The sequence below is a fragment of the Defluviimonas aquaemixtae genome (assembly GCF_900302475.1).
Classification (GTDB): Bacteria; Pseudomonadota; Alphaproteobacteria; order Rhodobacterales; family Rhodobacteraceae; genus Albidovulum; species Albidovulum aquaemixtae.
This window is the reverse complement of record NZ_OMOQ01000006.1, coordinates 35,201-51,109: the sequence shown is the minus strand read 5'-3', so window position 1 is coordinate 51,109 and position 15,909 is coordinate 35,201. Positions and strand designations below refer to the sequence as shown.

Sequence of the window (15,909 nt, the reverse complement as noted above, 5' to 3'; positions counted from 1 at the left end):
CGTGACCGACACCGGAACCCTTGTCAAGCGTGCCCGGTCCGGTGACCGGGCCGCCTTCGATGCGCTGGTTACGGAGGCGCTGCCCAAGGTGAAGGGTGTGGTCTGGCGCATGATCGGCCACCCTGAGGATAGCGAGGACGTGATCCAGGAAGCACTGGTCAAGGCGTGGGCTGGAATCGCCAGGTTCGACGGACGCGCCGCCTTTTCGACATGGCTCGTATCCATCGCTACGCGCAGTGCGGTCGACCATCTGCGGGCGCAGAAGCGGTGGCGGCGGGAATCGCAGATCGCCTACGCCAATATATGCGCCTCCGACGAAGGGCTTCAGGCCGAGGTGATGTCGCCGATGCGCGAGCCCGAATTCGTCTTCGACGCGCGGGAGCACGTGGCCTATTGCTTCGTTTGCCTCGGCCGATCGCTTCCGCCCGACGAACAGGCCGCGCTGGTCCTGCGCGACGTGATGGAGCTGTCCAACCGCGAGGCGGCCAACGTGCTGGGAACCTCGGATTCCGTGCTGCGCCACCGGCTTTCGGCGGCCCGGGCGCAGATGAAGGAACGCTATCGCGGGCTCTGTGCGCTCGTCTCGAAGACCGGCATGTGCCACCAATGCGAGGGCCTCGGGCAGGCAGCGGAGGCGGTGGGCGCGCGCAGGGCGCCGCTGCCGGATATCGACAGCCTGGCCGTGCGCATGGGAATCGTGCGCTCGGTCGATCCCTCGCAGCGCAGGAACGCTGCGCTGCATGACGTGTTCTTCCGCCGCTGCAAGCCAATCGAGGACGAGGGCGCCGGGTCGGTCACGCCGGAGGACTGTATCGGCGCAGCGCCGCGTGAGGCGGGCGGCGAGGCATGAGCCGAGTCCCGCGCGGAGGGTGCCATCGGCGCGTCCGGCTGTTGACCGCGGTTTGAAGGTGAGCCGAGCCGACGGGCTCACCCACCCTCGAACGCGCAGAGCGCATGGACCCGCATGCCGAGCGCGTCGAGCCGTGCGCGGCCACCAAGATCCGGCAGGTCGATGACGAAGGCGCAACCGATGACCTCGCCGCCGAGCCGCTCGACGAGGCGGATGCCGGCCTCGCAAGTGCCGCCGGTCGCGAGAAGGTCGTCGACGATCAGGACCCGCTCGCCGGCTTCGAGCGCGTCGTCGTGGACCTCCATGATCGCCTCGCCGTATTCGAGCTGATAATCTTGGCTGATCGTGCGGCCGGGCAGCTTGCCCTTCTTCCTCACCGGCACGAAACCCACTGAGAGCTGGTGCGCGATCGCGCCGCCGAGGATGAATCCCCGCGCCTCGAGCCCCACGACCTTGTCGATGCGCTCGCCCGCGAAGGGATGGAGAAGTTGGTCGACCGCCATCCGGAACCCTCGCGCATCGGCAAAAAGCGTCGTTACATCGCGGAACATGATCCCTTCATGCGGGAAATCCGCGATCGTGCGAATGTAGTCCTTGACCGCTTTCTGCATCATGTCCTCGAAAGTCGCTGACGCGCACATGGCTAGCATGGCGGCATCGCCCGCCGGAAGCCTGCATGAAAGGACAACACGGCGGTGGACAAAATATTACGCTTTCGTGAAACAATGTTGCGCGAAGCCTTCACGGACGGTAAGTTCCGCAAAATTTCAGGAGCAACACCCGCATGGCTGCAAGCAAGCTCGACGAGATCGACCGGAAGATCCTGGCCGAGTTGCAGGAGGACGGCCGCATGACGAATGTCGAGCTTGCCCGCCGCGTGGGGATCTCGGCGCCACCCTGCCTGAGACGCGTCCGCACGCTGGAGGAAGCCGGTTACATTCGCGGCTATCACGCCGACGTCAATCCGCGCGAACTTGGATTTGAGGTGCAGGTCTTCGCCATGGTCGGGCTTCACAGCCAGGCCGAAGCGGATCTTTCAGCCTTCGAGCAGAGGTGCCGGGAATGGGCCTTCGTGCGCGAATGCCACATGCTGAACGGCGAGATCGACTTCATTCTGAAATGCGTGGCGCCGGACCTGTCGTCGTTCCAGACCTTCCTGACCGAGGAACTGACCTCGGCGCCCAACGTCGCGAGCGTCAAGACGAGCCTCGTGATCCGCTGCGCGAAGGACCTGCCCGGTGTGCCGTTCAGCGTGCTCGAAGAACGGATAGGGCGCGGCGCCTGAGACGCCGCGCCCGACCCGTCGGGCGGCGGAAGGGAGTCGCCCTAACCCTCCAGCGCCGCCTCGACATCGGCCGCGCTCATGCGCGGATGCTTCATGCTACCGAACTCTCCGAACGACCGCAGGTGTGGAAAGAGCGACAGGAAAACCTGCGTCAGCCGCGGGTCGAATCCGTCCCCCATGCGCGAACCGGGATGGTAGCTTTCGATCTCGATCCCTGCGGCACGGATTGAACCGTGGTGCTCGAGGACAAGGTGATAGACCGTCACCGGCGCAACCGGCGTAACCTCGATGATGCTGAGGCCGTCAGTGAAGCTACGCGCGGGCGCGTAGGCACTATTCATTCCGCTCGCCAGGCGGCAGCGGGCGTCCCGCATGAGAAGCCGAGCCCAGGGGCCGAGCACGAGGTCGGGCATCGGCCGGCCAACGCCGAACGCGTCCGCGGTGATGCGGGTGAGCGTGCTGCTCGTCATGCCCGCCATCGCCCGCGGCGGAAAGAGCGTCATCGAGCCGATCCAGGTGATTGTCTCGCTGCGCCCCTCGGCCGTTATGACCTTCATCCCAGGAACGACATCCTCGATCGCGGCGGGGCCGTCGGTCGTTGCAATGACCGTGCCGCGCGCCAGGGCGGAAAACGCCTCTTCGAACTTCGGGATCGCGGGGGCGATGCGGGTGACGGATTCGATCAGTCCGTCACCGTCGAGGTAGGAAATTTCGTAGCGCCGAGTCATCGGCGTGGCGGTCGGCCGGCGCGGTTCGGCCGGCATAACGGGTTTGGGTTGAATTTTGCCTTGAGGAACGGGCGATGAAAACACATCCGTCGTGAATCGGTCGACGGCACCATGAGGGTACGACACGCGAGCAGCCTTTCGGTCTGGTCACATCTGCGGAGCCCCCAACCCGAAATGCAGATTGACTATGGGAACAATCTGACCCGTCCCGCCGCTCTTGTCAAAAATTGGAGATGACTTTCAAGGGGGTGCAGGTCAATCATGCTCGACGCCGCGGCTTTGTTGATCGGAACCGCACAAGTTTCGCGCTTTGATTGTCCGGCTGGATCGATTCGCGCTTCGCGGAGGCCGGGCCAAGGTGGCGGGCCGCGCTCGGTCTGCAATTGGTGGATCGAGCGCCGGGATTGCCGGACCGGTGCCTAGGAAAAAAGAGTGTCCGGTCCGTCAGGATCAGTGGATCGAGCCGCTCGTGAATCGCAGTTGTTGAAGCCGTGAAGAGCCAGTCAAACAGCCCGTGCAATCGCGATGAATTTTCGGCGCCTCGGCTAAATCCGGATGGCTGAGATGAGCCGCCCGTAGTCGGCCTCGTGCCGATGGACCGAGCGGCGGTATGAGAAGAAGTGATCGGGGTCAGCATAGGTACAATGCCGGGTCCATTCCGCCTGTTCGACACCGGCCGTGCGCAGCCGGTGCAGTCCGAACGCGGGAAGATCGAACAGGAGGCGATCGCCCGCTCCGGGCGCGAAGAAGCGGCTGTAATCAGGGTCTTCCGCCAGGAACTCGTCAAGGAATTCCGGCCCTACCTCGTAGGCGCGCTGGCTGATCGTGGGCCCGACCACCGCCGAGATATCGCCACGCCGGGCGCCGAGTGCCTCCATTGCGTCAAGCGTCGCCTCGAGCACGCCCGCGAGCGTGCCGCGCCAGCCGGCATGGGCAGCCCCGATGACGCCGGCCTTCGCGTCGGCGAATAGGACGGGCTGGCAATCGGCCGTGAGCACTGTAAGCGCGAGGCCGGGCTCGGCCGTCACGAGCCCATCGGCGCGTGACCGGGGCTGGCCCGCCGATGCCACCGTCACGACTTCGGCCGAATGGACCTGATGGACGCCCACGAGCGCGCGCGGGGCCACGCCCAGCACATCGGCCACACGCTCGCGATTGATCGCCACGGCTTCGCGCTGATCCGACGAGCCGTGGCCGCAGTTGAGACCAGTGAAGATGCCTGAGGAGGCCCCGCCCTTGCGGGTGAAGAAACCGTGCCGGAACGGCGCGAGCGCGTCATGGGTCAGGATCTCCATCGTCATCGACATCAGGCGGGGTCCAGTCCGGGTGGCGGGGGCGTTCCATCGGGGTAACAAGCGATGGCCTTGAACAAACTTCCCATTTCCTCGGGGTGGGTCAAGCGCCGATGCGCGGCAACATGCGCTTTGAGCGCGGAGCCGGAGAGCCTGTCGGCAAGTCGCCGCGCACGTTCGGTGACGCCGAGCCGCTCGAGGAACACGCCCTGCGGGGTCATGCCGGTGGCTGCAGCACCGGCGTCACGGAAGGCGCAGGAGAGCGCTTCGAAATCAACGTGTGCGGTCAGGTCCGCTTCGCCAGGCGTCGCGAGGGGGTCGGACGTTTCGTGCGACCGCACGGCCTGAAACGTATCGCCGAGCGATCGCCAATCGCCGTAGTCGACGATCAGCGCCACGCCGCCCGCCTCGGCGATGCGCCCCGCGATGTCGCCCGCGATGGCGGGCAGGGCGGGGCAGAGCTCCACGACGTCGCCAGGCGTCGTGTCCGGCCGCCGGGTGCGAAGTGCAGGATAGTCGGTGACCGGTCCGAGGCTCAAGGCGAGCGCCCCGCCCGCGAGCGCGACTTGGCGTTCGGCCCAGCCGCCCTCTCGCCGCTCGAACTGCCGGATGGGGAGGGCGTCGAAGAACTCGTTGGCGACGAGGAAGAGCGGACCGTCGGGAAGTTCGTCGACGCGGTCGTGCCAGGTCGGTTCCAGACCCTCGAGCGTTTGCGCCTGCCGGGCGCGCAGCGCGGGCGACGCTTCGACAAAATGGATGCGCCCTGCTTCGCTCATGCCTGGCACAGTCCGGATCGTCCGGACGATGTCGGCCATGAGCGTGCCACGTCCGGGGCCAAGCTCGGCGAGGGTGAACGGTATTGGCCGGTCCCGGTCGATCCAGCATTGCGCGAGGCAGAGGCCAATCATCTCGCCGAAGATCTGGCTGATCTCGGGGGAGGTCGTAAAGTCGCCCGACGCGCCCAGGGGATCACGGGTCGCGTAGTAGCCGTACTTCGGATGCAGCAGGCATTCGGCCATGTAGTCGGCGAGCGTCAGCGGCCCGCTCGTAGCGATCCGGCGGGCCAGAATCTTTGCCAGCGCCGTCACGTCCGACGCCGCAGCCAGAGCCATACGCCCACCGCGATCATCGGCAATGACAGGAGCTGGCCCATCGACAGGCCGATTCCGCCAGCGTGAATCACGTGACCCAGCGGGTTGTCCGCAGTGATGAATTGGGAATCGGCCTGGCGCACGAATTCGACGACGAAGCGTGACAGGCCGTAGCCGACGAGGAACAGGCCAGTGACCAGTCCCGGCCTCTTCAGCGCGCCCGTCCTGACGGCGATCCAGAGGACGAGCCCCAGCGCCAAGCCCTCGAGCCCCGCCTCGTAGAGCTGGCTCGGGTGGCGGGCGCATTCGCCGGGCGGGATGCCGGGGCATTCCTGCGCCGCCGCGCCGGGGAAGACCACGCCCCACGGTACGTCTGTCGGGCGGCCCCAAAGCTCGGCGTTGACGAAGTTCGCGATCCGCCCGAGGAAGAGGCCGACCGGCGCGACGAGCGCCATCGCGTCGCCGAGGCTCGCCACCGGCACGCGATTGCGCCAGCAGAACCAGAGGCCGGCGAGAACCACACCGAGGAAGCCGCCGTGGAAGGACATGCCGCCTTCCCAGACCTTCAGGATGTCGCCCGGATTGGCGAGGTAGTAGTCTGGCCGGTAGAAGAGCACGAAGCCGAGCCGTCCGCCGAGAATCACCCCGATAATGACCGCGGTAAGCAGGTCGTCGACGCGGCCCGGCTCCATCGGCGCGCGGTCTTCGGGCCAGAGCGCCGACCGGCGCATCAGCGCCCGAATGATCGCGAAGCCGGCAACGAGCCCGGCGAGATAGGCGAGTGCGTACCAGCGCAGCGCAAAGGTCGTGCCGAAAAGCTCGATCGCGAAGATCTCGTTCGAGATGTCGGGGAAGGGAATGGCGGCGTGCATCGAGGACTCCTCGGCATTCTCAGACCGCGTGGGCGCGGCAGAGTCAACCTTGAGCTTTTCGCCCTGGATGCGCATATAGGCCGCATCACCGACGAGCCCGAGAGGAGGCGCCCCATGAGCGGACCGAACAAGTTCTTCGACGACATGTCGAAGCTCATGACCAACGCGATGGGCGTGGCGCAGGGGGCCAGGACCGAGGCCGAGACGGCGATGAAATCCTGGATGGACCGCTGGCTTGCCGACCGGGATTTCGTGACGCGCGAGGAGTTCGACGCGGTGCGCGCGATGGCCCAGAAAGCGCGCGAGGAAAACGCCGCGCTCATGGCCCGGATCGAGGCGTTGGAAGCCGCCGCGAATCCGCCGCGCGCGGGGCGGGGCGGAAAGTCGAAAGGCTAGGGGCCCGCCCGGAAGACCATTTCTCCCTTCCTGTCTCGTCTGTTCAAACGAGACCTATGCGACGATCCGGCATGGGGTCGCAGTTGGCGTCGCCTCAACAATCTGTCCACAGCTATTAAGCGCCGCGGTCCCGAGAGTCGCAAAATTTCGCTTTACAGGCTCCGCTTCAACCGACACCATATGAAGTAGGACGGTGTCGGGCAAGCGCCGATCCTAGTTGGCTCACCCAGCTCCTTGTGGGACGTTAGCCACAAGGAGCCAAGAAGGACAGAGGCCGGGCATGTCACTATCCGAATCCTATCTCAACACCGAGGATCTGCACCCGATCGACATCGTCGAGACGCTTGCCGAGCATCACGACTGGGATTTCGACCGGGTTACCGACGACCAGATCGCCATGGCGGTCGAAGGGCAGTGGAGGACCTATTCCATCACGCTCGCCTGGTCGGGCTACGACGAGACGCTGCGCCTCATCTGCACGTTCGAGATGGACCCTCCGGAAGACAGGCTGCCCGCACTCTACGACGCGTTGAACCGCACCAATGACATGGTCTGGTCCGGTGCCTTCACCTATTGGCGAGAGCAGCGCCTGATGGTCTGGCGCTACGGCCTGCGACTGTCCGGAGGCCAGGTTGCCGGGCCCGAGCAGATCGACCGGATGATCACCGACGCAGTGCAATCTTCGGAACGTTTCTATCCCGCTTTCCAGCTCACCTGTTGGGGTGATGAAAGCCCAGAAAGAGCCATGGATGTCGCCATGGCCCAGGCATACGGGCGCGCCTGAGGGGCAGTCGGCGGCCGGGGGCGCCAGCTGGGCTTTCCCTCGGCCGCCGGATCGTTAATCTGCCTCCGCGACAAGGGAGGCGATCATGGACATGGGCGAGGCGCGCGACCGGGGGCTGGTGCTCCTTGGCTGCGGCAAGATGGGTTCGGCGATGCTCTCGGGCTGGCTCGACGGCGGCCTGCCCGCGCAGTCAGTCTGGGTGATCGATCCCTATCCGTCGGACTGGCTGAAGGGCAGGGGCGTGCATCTGAACGAAAAGATGCCATCCGACCCGGCGATCGTGCTGATCGCGGTCAAGCCGCAGATGATGGCCGAGGCGCTGCCGCAGATCTCGGAATATGGCGGGGGCCGCACACTCTTCGTCTCGGTTGCGGCGGGCACGACGATCGACTCCTACGAACGCATTCTGGGGAAAGCCGCGCCGGTCGTCCGGGCGATGCCGAATACTCCCGCCGCCATAGGCCGCGGCATCACCGCGATCACCGGAAACGCGAGGACCGACGAGCGCCACATGGCGCTGGCCGAGGCGCTTCTGTCCGCCGTGGGGCAGGTCGTGCGGCTCGAGGGCGAACACCAGATGGATGCGGTGACGGCGGTTTCAGGTTCCGGTCCGGCCTATGTCTTCCACTTGATAGAGGCGCTCGCGGCGGCCGGCGAGGCCGAGGGACTGCCCGCCGACCTCGCGTTGCGGCTGTCCAGGGCCACGGTCGCGGGGGCAGGGGCGCTGGCGGAGGCGGCCGAGGAGGACCCAGGTCAGCTCCGCGTCAACGTCACCTCGCCCGGCGGGACGACGGCTGCGGCGCTGGACATCCTGATGGATGAGAGGCGCGGCTTTCCGGCGCTCTTGAAGGATGCCGTCCATGCGGCGGCGGAACGGGGACGGGAGCTTGGGAAATGACGATCAGCTACGACGACTTTCAAAAGGTCGATATCCGGGTCGGCAAGATCACGCGCGCCGAACCTTTCCCCCAAGCGCGGAAGCCCGCATACAGGCTGTGGGTCGATTTCGGGCCCGAGCTCGGCGAGAAGAAATCCTCCGCTCAGATCACGAAGCATTACGCGCCCGAGGAGCTCATCGGTCGCCAGGTTCTGGCCGTGGTAAACTTCCCGCCGCGCCAGATCGGTCCGGTCAGGTCCGAAGTTCTGGTCCTCGGCGTGCCCGACGTGGAGGGTGAGGTCGTGCTGATCGGACCGGGGCAGGAAGTGCCGGAGGGAGGGCGTCTTTACTGAGCTCGGCCAGCCGCCAGCGAGCCGACCCGCCGGGGACGTCCCGTCCCCCGGACCCCCTTGGAGTTTTTTCGGACAGAAAGTGGGCGTTAGCGGTTCGTTTGCACCTCATCGGCAGGATCGAGTTGCGGTACAGGCCGGAGGGCCGATGACTGCGGCGGGAAGTGGCAGCTTGTTCCGGTCCCGGTGCAGGCTGCTTCACTTTACGTCCGAAAACACTCCCGCCGGAGGCAGCCCGAGCGGACCGCGCCCTTGGACGCGGCCGCGAGACACAGGCCTGGCGCCCAAGGCGCCTCGTTCGAGCTAGACCTCTCCGGCGGCCGGGCGGTCGCCGATCTCCTCGCGCCAGTGCCGCCTGCAGAGCGAGACATAGGTCTGGTTGCCGCCGATCTGCACCTGGGCACCGTCGCGCAGCGCCTTGCCGTCGGGGCCGCGCCGTACGACCATCGTCGCCTTCTTGCCGCAATGGCAGATCGTGCGCACCTCGCGCATTTCGTCGGCGAGCGCGAGCAGCGCGGCGGAGCCCGGGAAGAGCTCACCGCGGAAATCGACCCGAAGCCCGTAACACATGACCGGAACGCCAAGATCGTCGACCGCGCGGGCAAGCTGCCAGACTTGCGCTTTGGTCAGGAACTGAGCCTCGTCGAGAAACACGCAGTCGACGGCGCCTTCGCTCAGACGGTCCGCGATCGCCGCGAATAGATCGGTCCTGGCGTCATAAGTGTCGGCTTCCTCGCCGATCCCGATCCGGCTCGCGATCCGGCCCTGACCAGCGCGATCGTCGAGCCGCGCCGTCAGAAGATGGGTGACCATACCGCGCTCGCGGTAGTTGTGCGACGCCTGCAGGAGAAGTGTCGACTTGCCCGCATTCATCGTCGAGTAGTGGTAATAGAGCTTGGCCATGTGGCGTCTTAGCGCCGGGCCGCTGCGGCCTCAAGTCAGTGCCGGGGAGAACCCACCCTGAACGGTCCTCCCCGGCCTGGCCGGGCATCCGAATACGCATCCCCGCAACTCGTACGCCGGAGCCCCAACGCCGGTCACTCATGACTCATTGAAGGCTCGCCGCGCTGCTGCCGGGTGATCCGGCTTTGGCCATCCCAAGTGCCAAAGGCGCGGCGAACCTCTACGCTTCCCCGGCCTCGGGTCGCCGGGAACTCACACGTGTCCTTCCATTCGGGACGGTTTAGAAATGACAAAAGCGCGCTGGCATATTAATGGGAATGAAAGCGTGTATTTCCCCGGTCGAACGGGGCAGTTGGGAGAGTGGCCTTGTCGGAGACGGTCGGTAACTATCTGAAAAAGCACAGTGAAGCGCTGGTCAAGGATGTCGGAGTCGAGGCGGCGGCGCGGCTTTGCGGCAAGTCGAAGGCGACGCTCGGGCGCTATTACTCGACCGACCCGGACCATGCCGACCGCTTCATGCCGGTCGATGTCGTGGCCGCGCTCGAAGGGTCCGCGCGGTTTCCGCACGTCACGGCTGCCTTGGCGGATTTACGTGGAATTACATTGAGTTACGACCAGGACAAGAAGAATACGAGCTCTGGCGGCGTGAACTCCGACGTGGTCGCCCTGTCCCAGCGCTTCGCGATGCTGATGGCCGAATACAACCAGTCGATCGAGGACGGGAAGATCTCCATCAACGAGGCCAAGCGGCTGCTGACCGAGACGTTGGCGATCCAGAAGGTGCTGATCGACATGAAGCTCAATCTTGAGCACGAGGCCAACTGAGCGGCGGACAGCCTCCGTCGGCCTTGCGTATGGCATCCGTCCCGACAGCGTCCCGACAACGCCCGGACAGGCGGGGGCGGTGCCGTGCGTTCGAACGCCGATCCAACCCGCAGGGCCGGTTCTCAATACCCGTGCTAAACTCCACGTGGTGGGGGCCGGTGAGCCCCCAAAAGCGGGAGGGACAATTATGCATATCGAAACCGCCGCCGACCTGGTCCAGCGCGCCTATGACGGCAAACTCGGCAACCGGTTGCACATGTCGCTCGATCTTGACGGCGCCCAGGCCTATCTCTTGAAGGACAAGACGCTGGTCATTCCGGGAACCAACGAGCTTTCGGACTGGGGAAAGTTCAACTTCGACGTTTCGAACGGCGACAGCGGGCGGGTCTGGCATGCGGGGTTCCTGCGGCATGCCCAGATCGTCTATCCCTTCGCGAAAGCGGGCGCGGCCAAGCGCGTCATCGGCCATTCGCTCGGCGCAGCCTCGGCGCAGATCGTCGCGTGTTCGCTCGGCCTTCCGGCCATGTGCCTTGCCTCGCCGCGGCCCTTGAGGGGTAAGACGAGGTTCAGGGGCGAGCACCGCGTGGTCAGCCTCTGCCGGTTCGACGACGCGGTCTGCTACCTGCCGTTCAGCTTCCTGAAGTTCCGCCATGTCGGCAAGGTGCACTGGATCTCGCCGCACGAGCCGCAGTCCGAGGGAAGCCACCGCATCGCCGACTATTTGAGAGCGCTGGCGCAGGGCAAGACGAAGCCGAAGCTGCCGGAAACGTTGTTCGCGTGAGGCGACGGGCGAAATGGATCGGTGGTGTGTGACACATTCTCTCGGCCCGCGCTGGTTTGCGCGGGCGCTCGCGCCTGAAACGCTCCACTGGTGTGTTATCGGCCCGGCCAGGTCCGAGGTTGGCGCCTACCCCTGCAACGTCCTCACACCGATCCCCTCGCTCCTTGCCATGATCGCCTGCACGGCCGAGATGCTGGCGGCGGCGGTCGTGTAGTAGGGGATCTTGTCGTAGAGCGCGACGGCGCGGATCGAGCGGCTGTCCTCGATCGCCTGCTGGCCCTCGGTCGTGTTGAACAAGAGCGCCACCTCGCCGTTTTTCAGCCGGTCGACGATGTGGAGCTTGCCCTCCTGCCGGCCCTCGTAGACCTTGTTCACGGTCTCGGACTCGATGCCGTGTGCGGCGAGAAAGGCCGCAGTGCCGCGGGTGGCGATGAGTTCGAAGCCCATGGCCGCGAGGTCGCGGGCGGCTTCGGCCATCTCGGCCGTCTTGTCCATGTCCTTGATTGAGATGAAGACGCGGCCCGTCTCGGGAAGTGTCGTGCCCGCACCGAGCTGGGCCTTGAGGAAGGCCAAGGGGAAGGTGCGGTCCCAGCCCATGACCTCGCCGGTCGAGCGCATCTCGGGGCCGAGGATCGTGTCGACGCCCGGGAAGCGGGCGAAGGGCATCACCGCCTCTTTCACGCTGAACCACGGGGTCTTGGGGTCGGCGAGCGTGTGCGGATCAGCGTAGGGCAGGTCGGTGTCGGGTCCGACGCCTTCGGGGTAGGGATCGCGCATCGGGAATTTCGACAAGGGCTCGCCGGCCATCAGGCGGGCGGCAATGGAGGCGATGGCCGAGTCGGTGGCCTTGGCAACGAAGGGCACGGTGCGCGAGGCGCGGGGGTTCACTTCGAGGACGAAGATCTCGCCGTTCTTGATCGCGAACTGGACGTTCATCAGGCCCTTCACCTGGAGCGCTAGCGCCATCGCCTCGGTCTGGCGCTTCAGTTCCGCCACGATGTCGTCGGAGAGCGAATGCGGCGGCAGGCAGCAGGCGCTGTCGCCGGAATGGACGCCTGCCTCTTCGATATGCTCCATGATTCCGGCGACATGGACCGCTTTGCCGTCTGAGAGCGCGTCGACATCGACCTCGATGGCGCCGGAGAGGTAGCTGTCGAGAAGCACCGGGTTCTTGCCCGAGACGTCGACGGCGTGGGTGATGTAGCGCTTGAGGCTTCCCATGTCGCGCACGATCTCCATCGCGCGGCCGCCGAGCACGTAGGAGGGGCGGATGACGAGCGGGAAGCCGACTTTCTCGGCGATCTCGATGGCCTGGTCGTCGGAGGAGGCGATGCCGTTCACCGGCTGCTTGAGGTCGAGTTTCTGCAGGAGCTTCTGGAACCGCTCGCGGTCCTCGGCGAGGTCGATGGCGTCAGGGGTGGTGCCGAGGATCGGGATGCCTTCGGCCTCCAAGGCGTTCGCGAGTTTTAGGGGGGTCTGGCCGCCGAACTGGACGATGACGCCGTGAAGCGTGCCGTTTTCCTGCTCGACGCGCAGGATTTCGAGGACGTGTTCCAGCGTCAGCGGTTCGAAATAGAGGCGGTCGGATGTGTCGTAGTCGGTAGACACGGTCTCCGGGTTGCAGTTGATCATTATGGTTTCGTAGCCCGCATCGGTGAGCGCGAAGCAGGCGTGGCAGCAGCAATAGTCGAACTCGATCCCCTGGCCGATGCGATTGGGGCCGCCGCCGAGAATGACGACCTTCCTCGCGCCGGTGGGGCGGGCTTCGCATTCGACGTCGCCCATCGCGGGGACTTCGTAGGTCGAATACATGTAGGGGGTCTGAGCCTCGAATTCTGCGCCGCAGGTGTCGATGCGCTTGAAGACGGCGGTGACGCCAAGGCGTTGCCGGGCGCGGCGGACCTGGCCCTCGTCGCGGCCGGTCAGGTCAGCGAGCCGGGCGTCGGTAAAGCCCATCATCTTGAGGCGGCGCAGCCCGTCCTCGGTTACGGGAAGGCCATTCTTGCGGATTTCGTCCTCGGCCTCCACGATCTCGCGGATGCGGGCGAGGAACCACGGGTCGAAGGCGGTCGCGTGCTGGATGTCGTCGTCCGAGAGCCCGTGGCGCATGGCCTGGGCGATGAGGCGCAGGCGGTCCGGGGTCTGGGCGGAGATCGCCCTGACAACGGCAGCCTTGTCAGGGGCGCCCTCGATGGCGATTTCGTCGAAGCCGGAGAGGCCGGTTTCCATGCTCGCCAGCGCCTTTTGCAGGCTTTCGTGGATCGTGCGGCCCACGGCCATGGCCTCGCCCACCGATTTCATCGCGGTGGTCAGCTCGGCCTTTGCCCCGGGAAACTTTTCGAAGGCGAAGCGGGGGATCTTGGTCACGACATAGTCGATGGTCGGCTCGAACGAGGCGGGCGTGACCTTGGTGATGTCGTTGTCGAGTTCATCGAGCGTGTAGCCGACGGCGAGTTTCGCGGCGATCTTGGCGATGGGGAAGCCGGTGGCCTTGGACGCCAGCGCGGACGAGCGCGACACGCGCGGATTCATCTCGATCACGACCATGCGGCCGTCCTTCGGATTGATCGCCCACTGGACGTTCGAGCCGCCGGTCTCGACCCCGATCTCGCGCAAGACGGCGATCGAGCCGTTGCGCATGATCTGGTATTCCTTGTCGGTGAGCGTCAGCGCCGGGGCGACGGTGATCGAATCGCCGGTGTGGACGCCCATCGGGTCGACGTTCTCGATGGAGCAGACGATGATCGCGTTGTCCGCCTTGTCGCGGACGACCTCCATCTCGTACTCCTTCCAGCCCAGAAGGGATTCATCGATCAGGACCTGCGCCACCGGCGAGGCGTCGAGACCCGATCGCACAATCGCCTCGTAGTCGTCGCGGTTGTAGGCGACGCCGCCGCCGGTTCCGCCGAGCGTGTAGGCGGGTCGGATGATCGCGGGCAGGCCGATATGTTCAAGCTCCGCCGTCGCCTCGGCGACGCCCGCGTTGACGTCATACTTGCCGTTCGGCTTCTTCGGGGCCGCAACGATGGTCGCCTTGGGGTTTTCGAGACCGATCCGATCCATCGCCTCGCGGAAGAGCTTGCGATCTTCCGCCATTTCGATGGCTTCGCGGTTGGCGCCAATTAGTTCAACGTTGAACTTTTCCAATACGCCCATGTCGGCGAGTGCGAGCGAGGTGTTGAGGCCCGTCTGCCCCCCCATCGTCGGGAGAAGCGCGTCGGGGCGCTCCTTCTCGATGATCTTGGCGACGATATCGGGGGTGATCGGCTCTATGTAGGTTGCGTCCGCCATGCCCGGATCGGTCATGATCGTCGCGGGATTAGAGTTCACCAGGATGACGCGGTAGCCTTCCTCTCGAAGCGCCTTGCAGGCCTGCGCGCCGGAATAGTCGAACTCGCAAGCCTGGCCGATGACGATGGGGCCGGCTCCGATAATCATGATCGACTTGATATCGGTTCTCTTCGGCATGCGCCCGGCCCCCAATTCGCAAATTGTCGGGGGTTATAGACTGAACCGCCCGCTGCGCAACCCCTGATGGGCGCTCATCGCGCCGCGTAGCGGCTGGCAGCGAAAAGCCCGGCGAGGACGGCGCCCCAGGCGGCGCACATCGCCCATGTGTAGTTGGCGATGGGCCAAGGCAGGAGGCCGATCTGAGCGAAGACGAGTGCGAGGGACGGAAAGCCCACGAGCGCGATCAGGACAGCCGCAATCCGCAGCGGCAGCAGGCGGACAAGGCCAGGCAGCAACAGCATGGGCACGACGTAGTAGTGCAGCCAGCCGAGGGGGCCGAAAAGCGGCAGGATGACGGCCAGCGCAAAAAGCGCGATGCCGCGTCGCGACCGGCCGGGAAGCGGCGCGAGCGCACGGCCGAAGGCGAGAATCAGGGCGAATGCGGCGAGAGAGATCGCGGGCGTCAGCCAGGCCGGGATCGTGGTCTGGTAGACGATCTGCGGTAGAGATGTATCGGGCATGGGCAGCCAGCCCGCCGCTGATCCGAGGGCAAGAAGCGCTGGCGACAACGACGTGTTGATCGCGCTGAGGAACGCGACGCCCTGCACGAGCGCGATGCTGTCGAGGAAGGCCGCATGCGCCGGCCAGCCCGCGAGCGCGATCGACAGAAGTCCGAGCGCGCCGCCGATGATGGTGAAGGCGGCAAGCGCGCGGTACTGCCGGTCAAGCAGAAAGATCAGCACAAAGGCCGCAGGCGTCAGCTTGATTGCAGCCGCAAGCGCGAGCGCTGCCCCGGCCGCAATGGGCCGGCCCACTTCGAGCCGGTCGAAGGCCAGAAGGATCAGAAAGCCCACGGCAATGGTCGGCTGGTTGTGCCAGATCGCGTGATGCGACTGGATCGACAGGCTGAGCGTGAAGAGACCGATCACCGCCCAGAGCCACCACGGCATCGCGGCGGGCTTCAGCAGCCGCCCGGCCAGCCAGACCGACGCCGTGAGCATCGGCATCTGGACGAGCGTCACCGCGTTCACGAAACCCTGCGGGCCGAGCCAGTCGGTGAGGGGTGCCGTCAGCGCGGCCCAGATCGGCGGATAGACATAGGCGAAGCTCGTCTCATCGGCGATCCCCATCGCCTCCATCGCCGGCAGCCAGCTTTCGGCGACTCCGCCAAAAAAGACGGGCGGTGCGTCGTAGATGAGCGCCTGCTGGCCATTTTGCCAAAGCCACCCCGCGACGTAGACGGCCGACAGATCCTCGGCCCACTGGTTCCATTGCTGAAGGATCGTGACGACGGTCCAGAACGCAAGGAGGAGCACCGCTATCATGCGGTCGCGAGCGGGGGTTATCGCGGAGGCGGCGGCGGGCGTGTCGGTCATCGCCCGGGACGCTAGCCGCCCCGGCGCGGTTTGAAAAGGGGCGCGCGCC

Annotated in this window: 16 protein-coding genes; 8 read left to right on the top strand and 8 right to left on the bottom strand. The window is 65.7% G+C overall.

The genetic code is table 11. The features are described from left to right. Position 1 precedes the first annotated feature (1 nt). Positions 2 to 850 carry an RNA polymerase sigma factor gene (locus tag DEA8626_RS19710; RefSeq protein ID WP_181366548.1) on the top strand — a complete coding sequence of 283 codons (849 nt, stop codon included), beginning with the start codon at positions 2 to 4 and terminating at the stop codon, positions 848 to 850. Between the two features lie 77 nt (positions 851 to 927). Here DEA8626_RS19710 and DEA8626_RS19705 read toward each other — a convergent pair whose 3' ends face one another. Next, positions 928 to 1,464, bottom strand: a complete 537-nt coding sequence (locus DEA8626_RS19705; RefSeq protein ID WP_108854981.1) for an adenine phosphoribosyltransferase — start codon at positions 1,462 to 1,464, stop codon at positions 928 to 930. 170 nt (positions 1,465 to 1,634) lie between these two features. On the opposite strand from DEA8626_RS19705, the gene DEA8626_RS19700 reads away from it, so the two are divergent. Continuing rightward, complete coding sequence (locus DEA8626_RS19700) at positions 1,635 to 2,135, top strand: Lrp/AsnC family transcriptional regulator (protein WP_108854957.1); 501 nt, start codon at positions 1,635 to 1,637, stop codon at positions 2,133 to 2,135. A gap of 41 nt (positions 2,136 to 2,176) precedes the next feature. Here the strand turns inward: DEA8626_RS19700 and DEA8626_RS19695 are convergent, their stop codons facing one another. The 4 genes from DEA8626_RS19695 to lgt form a co-directional block, all read right to left on the bottom strand. After that, positions 2,177 to 2,863, bottom strand: a complete 687-nt coding sequence (locus DEA8626_RS19695) for a Hint domain-containing protein (protein ID WP_181366546.1) — start codon at positions 2,861 to 2,863, stop codon at positions 2,177 to 2,179. A 545-nt stretch (positions 2,864 to 3,408) separates the two neighbouring features. Then, positions 3,409 to 4,164 (bottom strand): peptidoglycan editing factor PgeF, encoded by a 756-nt coding sequence (pgeF, locus tag DEA8626_RS19690; RefSeq protein WP_108854980.1) that lies wholly within the window; start codon positions 4,162 to 4,164, stop codon positions 3,409 to 3,411. Between the two features lie 5 nt (positions 4,165 to 4,169). Further along, the gene (locus DEA8626_RS19685) at positions 4,170 to 5,267 is read right to left on the bottom strand and encodes a class I SAM-dependent methyltransferase (protein ID WP_245890943.1); all 1,098 of its coding nucleotides are present in this window, start codon (positions 5,265 to 5,267) and stop codon (positions 4,170 to 4,172) included. Then, positions 5,240 to 6,118, bottom strand: a complete 879-nt coding sequence (gene lgt / locus DEA8626_RS19680; protein WP_108854978.1) for a prolipoprotein diacylglyceryl transferase — start codon at positions 6,116 to 6,118, stop codon at positions 5,240 to 5,242. Before lgt ends, DEA8626_RS19685 begins: the two co-directional genes overlap by 28 nt. A gap of 114 nt (positions 6,119 to 6,232) precedes the next feature. On the opposite strand from lgt, the gene DEA8626_RS19675 reads away from it, so the two are divergent. The 4 genes from DEA8626_RS19675 to DEA8626_RS19660 all read left to right on the top strand — a co-directional run bounded on the left by DEA8626_RS19675 (position 6,233) and on the right by DEA8626_RS19660 (position 8,528). Beyond that, complete coding sequence (locus DEA8626_RS19675) at positions 6,233 to 6,514, top strand: accessory factor UbiK family protein (protein WP_108854955.1); 282 nt, start codon at positions 6,233 to 6,235, stop codon at positions 6,512 to 6,514. 280 nt (positions 6,515 to 6,794) lie between these two features. Further along, complete coding sequence (locus DEA8626_RS19670) at positions 6,795 to 7,298, top strand: type III secretion system chaperone family protein (protein WP_108854954.1); 504 nt, start codon at positions 6,795 to 6,797, stop codon at positions 7,296 to 7,298. A gap of 85 nt (positions 7,299 to 7,383) precedes the next feature. Beyond that, positions 7,384 to 8,196: a pyrroline-5-carboxylate reductase gene (gene proC, locus DEA8626_RS19665; protein ID WP_108854953.1), complete on the top strand. Its 813-nt coding sequence runs from the start codon at positions 7,384 to 7,386 to the stop codon at positions 8,194 to 8,196. Next, positions 8,193 to 8,528: a tRNA-binding protein gene (locus tag DEA8626_RS19660; protein WP_108854952.1), complete on the top strand. Its 336-nt coding sequence runs from the start codon at positions 8,193 to 8,195 to the stop codon at positions 8,526 to 8,528. Before proC ends, DEA8626_RS19660 begins: the two co-directional genes overlap by 4 nt. Positions 8,529 to 8,828: 300 nt before the next feature. Here the strand turns inward: DEA8626_RS19660 and DEA8626_RS19655 are convergent, their stop codons facing one another. Then, positions 8,829 to 9,428 carry a thymidine kinase gene (locus tag DEA8626_RS19655; RefSeq protein ID WP_108854951.1) on the bottom strand — a complete coding sequence of 200 codons (600 nt, stop codon included), beginning with the start codon at positions 9,426 to 9,428 and terminating at the stop codon, positions 8,829 to 8,831. A 366-nt stretch (positions 9,429 to 9,794) separates the two neighbouring features. Here DEA8626_RS19655 and DEA8626_RS19650 point away from each other — a divergent pair, with 366 nt between their 5' ends. Together DEA8626_RS19650 and DEA8626_RS19645 are read left to right on the top strand one after the other, a co-directional pair. After that, a complete protein-coding gene (locus DEA8626_RS19650) occupies positions 9,795 to 10,253 on the top strand; it encodes a hypothetical protein (RefSeq protein ID WP_108854950.1) in 459 nt (152 codons plus the stop codon). A gap of 187 nt (positions 10,254 to 10,440) precedes the next feature. After that, a complete protein-coding gene (locus DEA8626_RS19645; RefSeq protein ID WP_108854949.1) occupies positions 10,441 to 11,034 on the top strand; it encodes an alpha/beta hydrolase family protein in 594 nt (197 codons plus the stop codon). A 126-nt stretch (positions 11,035 to 11,160) separates the two neighbouring features. On the opposite strand, the gene carB is transcribed toward DEA8626_RS19645, so the two are convergent. Further along, the gene (carB, locus tag DEA8626_RS19640; RefSeq protein ID WP_108854948.1) at positions 11,161 to 14,502 is read right to left on the bottom strand and encodes a carbamoyl-phosphate synthase large subunit; all 3,342 of its coding nucleotides are present in this window, start codon (positions 14,500 to 14,502) and stop codon (positions 11,161 to 11,163) included. Positions 14,503 to 14,576: 74 nt separating this feature from the next. Next, positions 14,577 to 15,860 (bottom strand): glycosyltransferase family 87 protein, encoded by a 1,284-nt coding sequence (locus tag DEA8626_RS19635; RefSeq protein ID WP_108854947.1) that lies wholly within the window; start codon positions 15,858 to 15,860, stop codon positions 14,577 to 14,579. Between the last annotated feature and the right edge of the window lie 49 nt (positions 15,861 to 15,909).

Bases quoted from the DNA above. Each gene is read 5' to 3' on its own strand.
- DEA8626_RS19705 (WP_108854981.1), bottom strand. From the start codon at position 1,464: ATGATGCAGAAAGCGGTCAAGGACTACATTCGCACGATCGCGGATTTC.
- DEA8626_RS19700 (WP_108854957.1), top strand. From the start codon at position 1,635: ATGGCTGCAAGCAAGCTCGACGAGATCGACCGGAAGATCCTGGCCGAG.
- DEA8626_RS19695 (WP_181366546.1), bottom strand. From the start codon at position 2,863: ATGACTCGGCGCTACGAAATTTCCTACCTCGACGGTGACGGACTGATC.
- pgeF (WP_108854980.1), bottom strand. From the start codon at position 4,164: ATGACGATGGAGATCCTGACCCATGACGCGCTCGCGCCGTTCCGGCAC.
- DEA8626_RS19685 (WP_245890943.1), bottom strand. From the start codon at position 5,267: ATGGCTCTGGCTGCGGCGTCGGACGTGACGGCGCTGGCAAAGATTCTG.
- lgt (WP_108854978.1), bottom strand. From the start codon at position 6,118: ATGCACGCCGCCATTCCCTTCCCCGACATCTCGAACGAGATCTTCGCG.
- DEA8626_RS19675 (WP_108854955.1), top strand. From the start codon at position 6,233: ATGAGCGGACCGAACAAGTTCTTCGACGACATGTCGAAGCTCATGACC.
- DEA8626_RS19670 (WP_108854954.1), top strand. From the start codon at position 6,795: ATGTCACTATCCGAATCCTATCTCAACACCGAGGATCTGCACCCGATC.
- proC (WP_108854953.1), top strand. From the start codon at position 7,384: ATGGACATGGGCGAGGCGCGCGACCGGGGGCTGGTGCTCCTTGGCTGC.
- DEA8626_RS19660 (WP_108854952.1), top strand. From the start codon at position 8,193: ATGACGATCAGCTACGACGACTTTCAAAAGGTCGATATCCGGGTCGGC.
- DEA8626_RS19655 (WP_108854951.1), bottom strand. From the start codon at position 9,428: ATGGCCAAGCTCTATTACCACTACTCGACGATGAATGCGGGCAAGTCG.
- DEA8626_RS19645 (WP_108854949.1), top strand. From the start codon at position 10,441: ATGCATATCGAAACCGCCGCCGACCTGGTCCAGCGCGCCTATGACGGC.
- carB (WP_108854948.1), bottom strand. From the start codon at position 14,502: ATGCCGAAGAGAACCGATATCAAGTCGATCATGATTATCGGAGCCGGC.
- DEA8626_RS19635 (WP_108854947.1), bottom strand. From the start codon at position 15,860: ATGACCGACACGCCCGCCGCCGCCTCCGCGATAACCCCCGCTCGCGAC.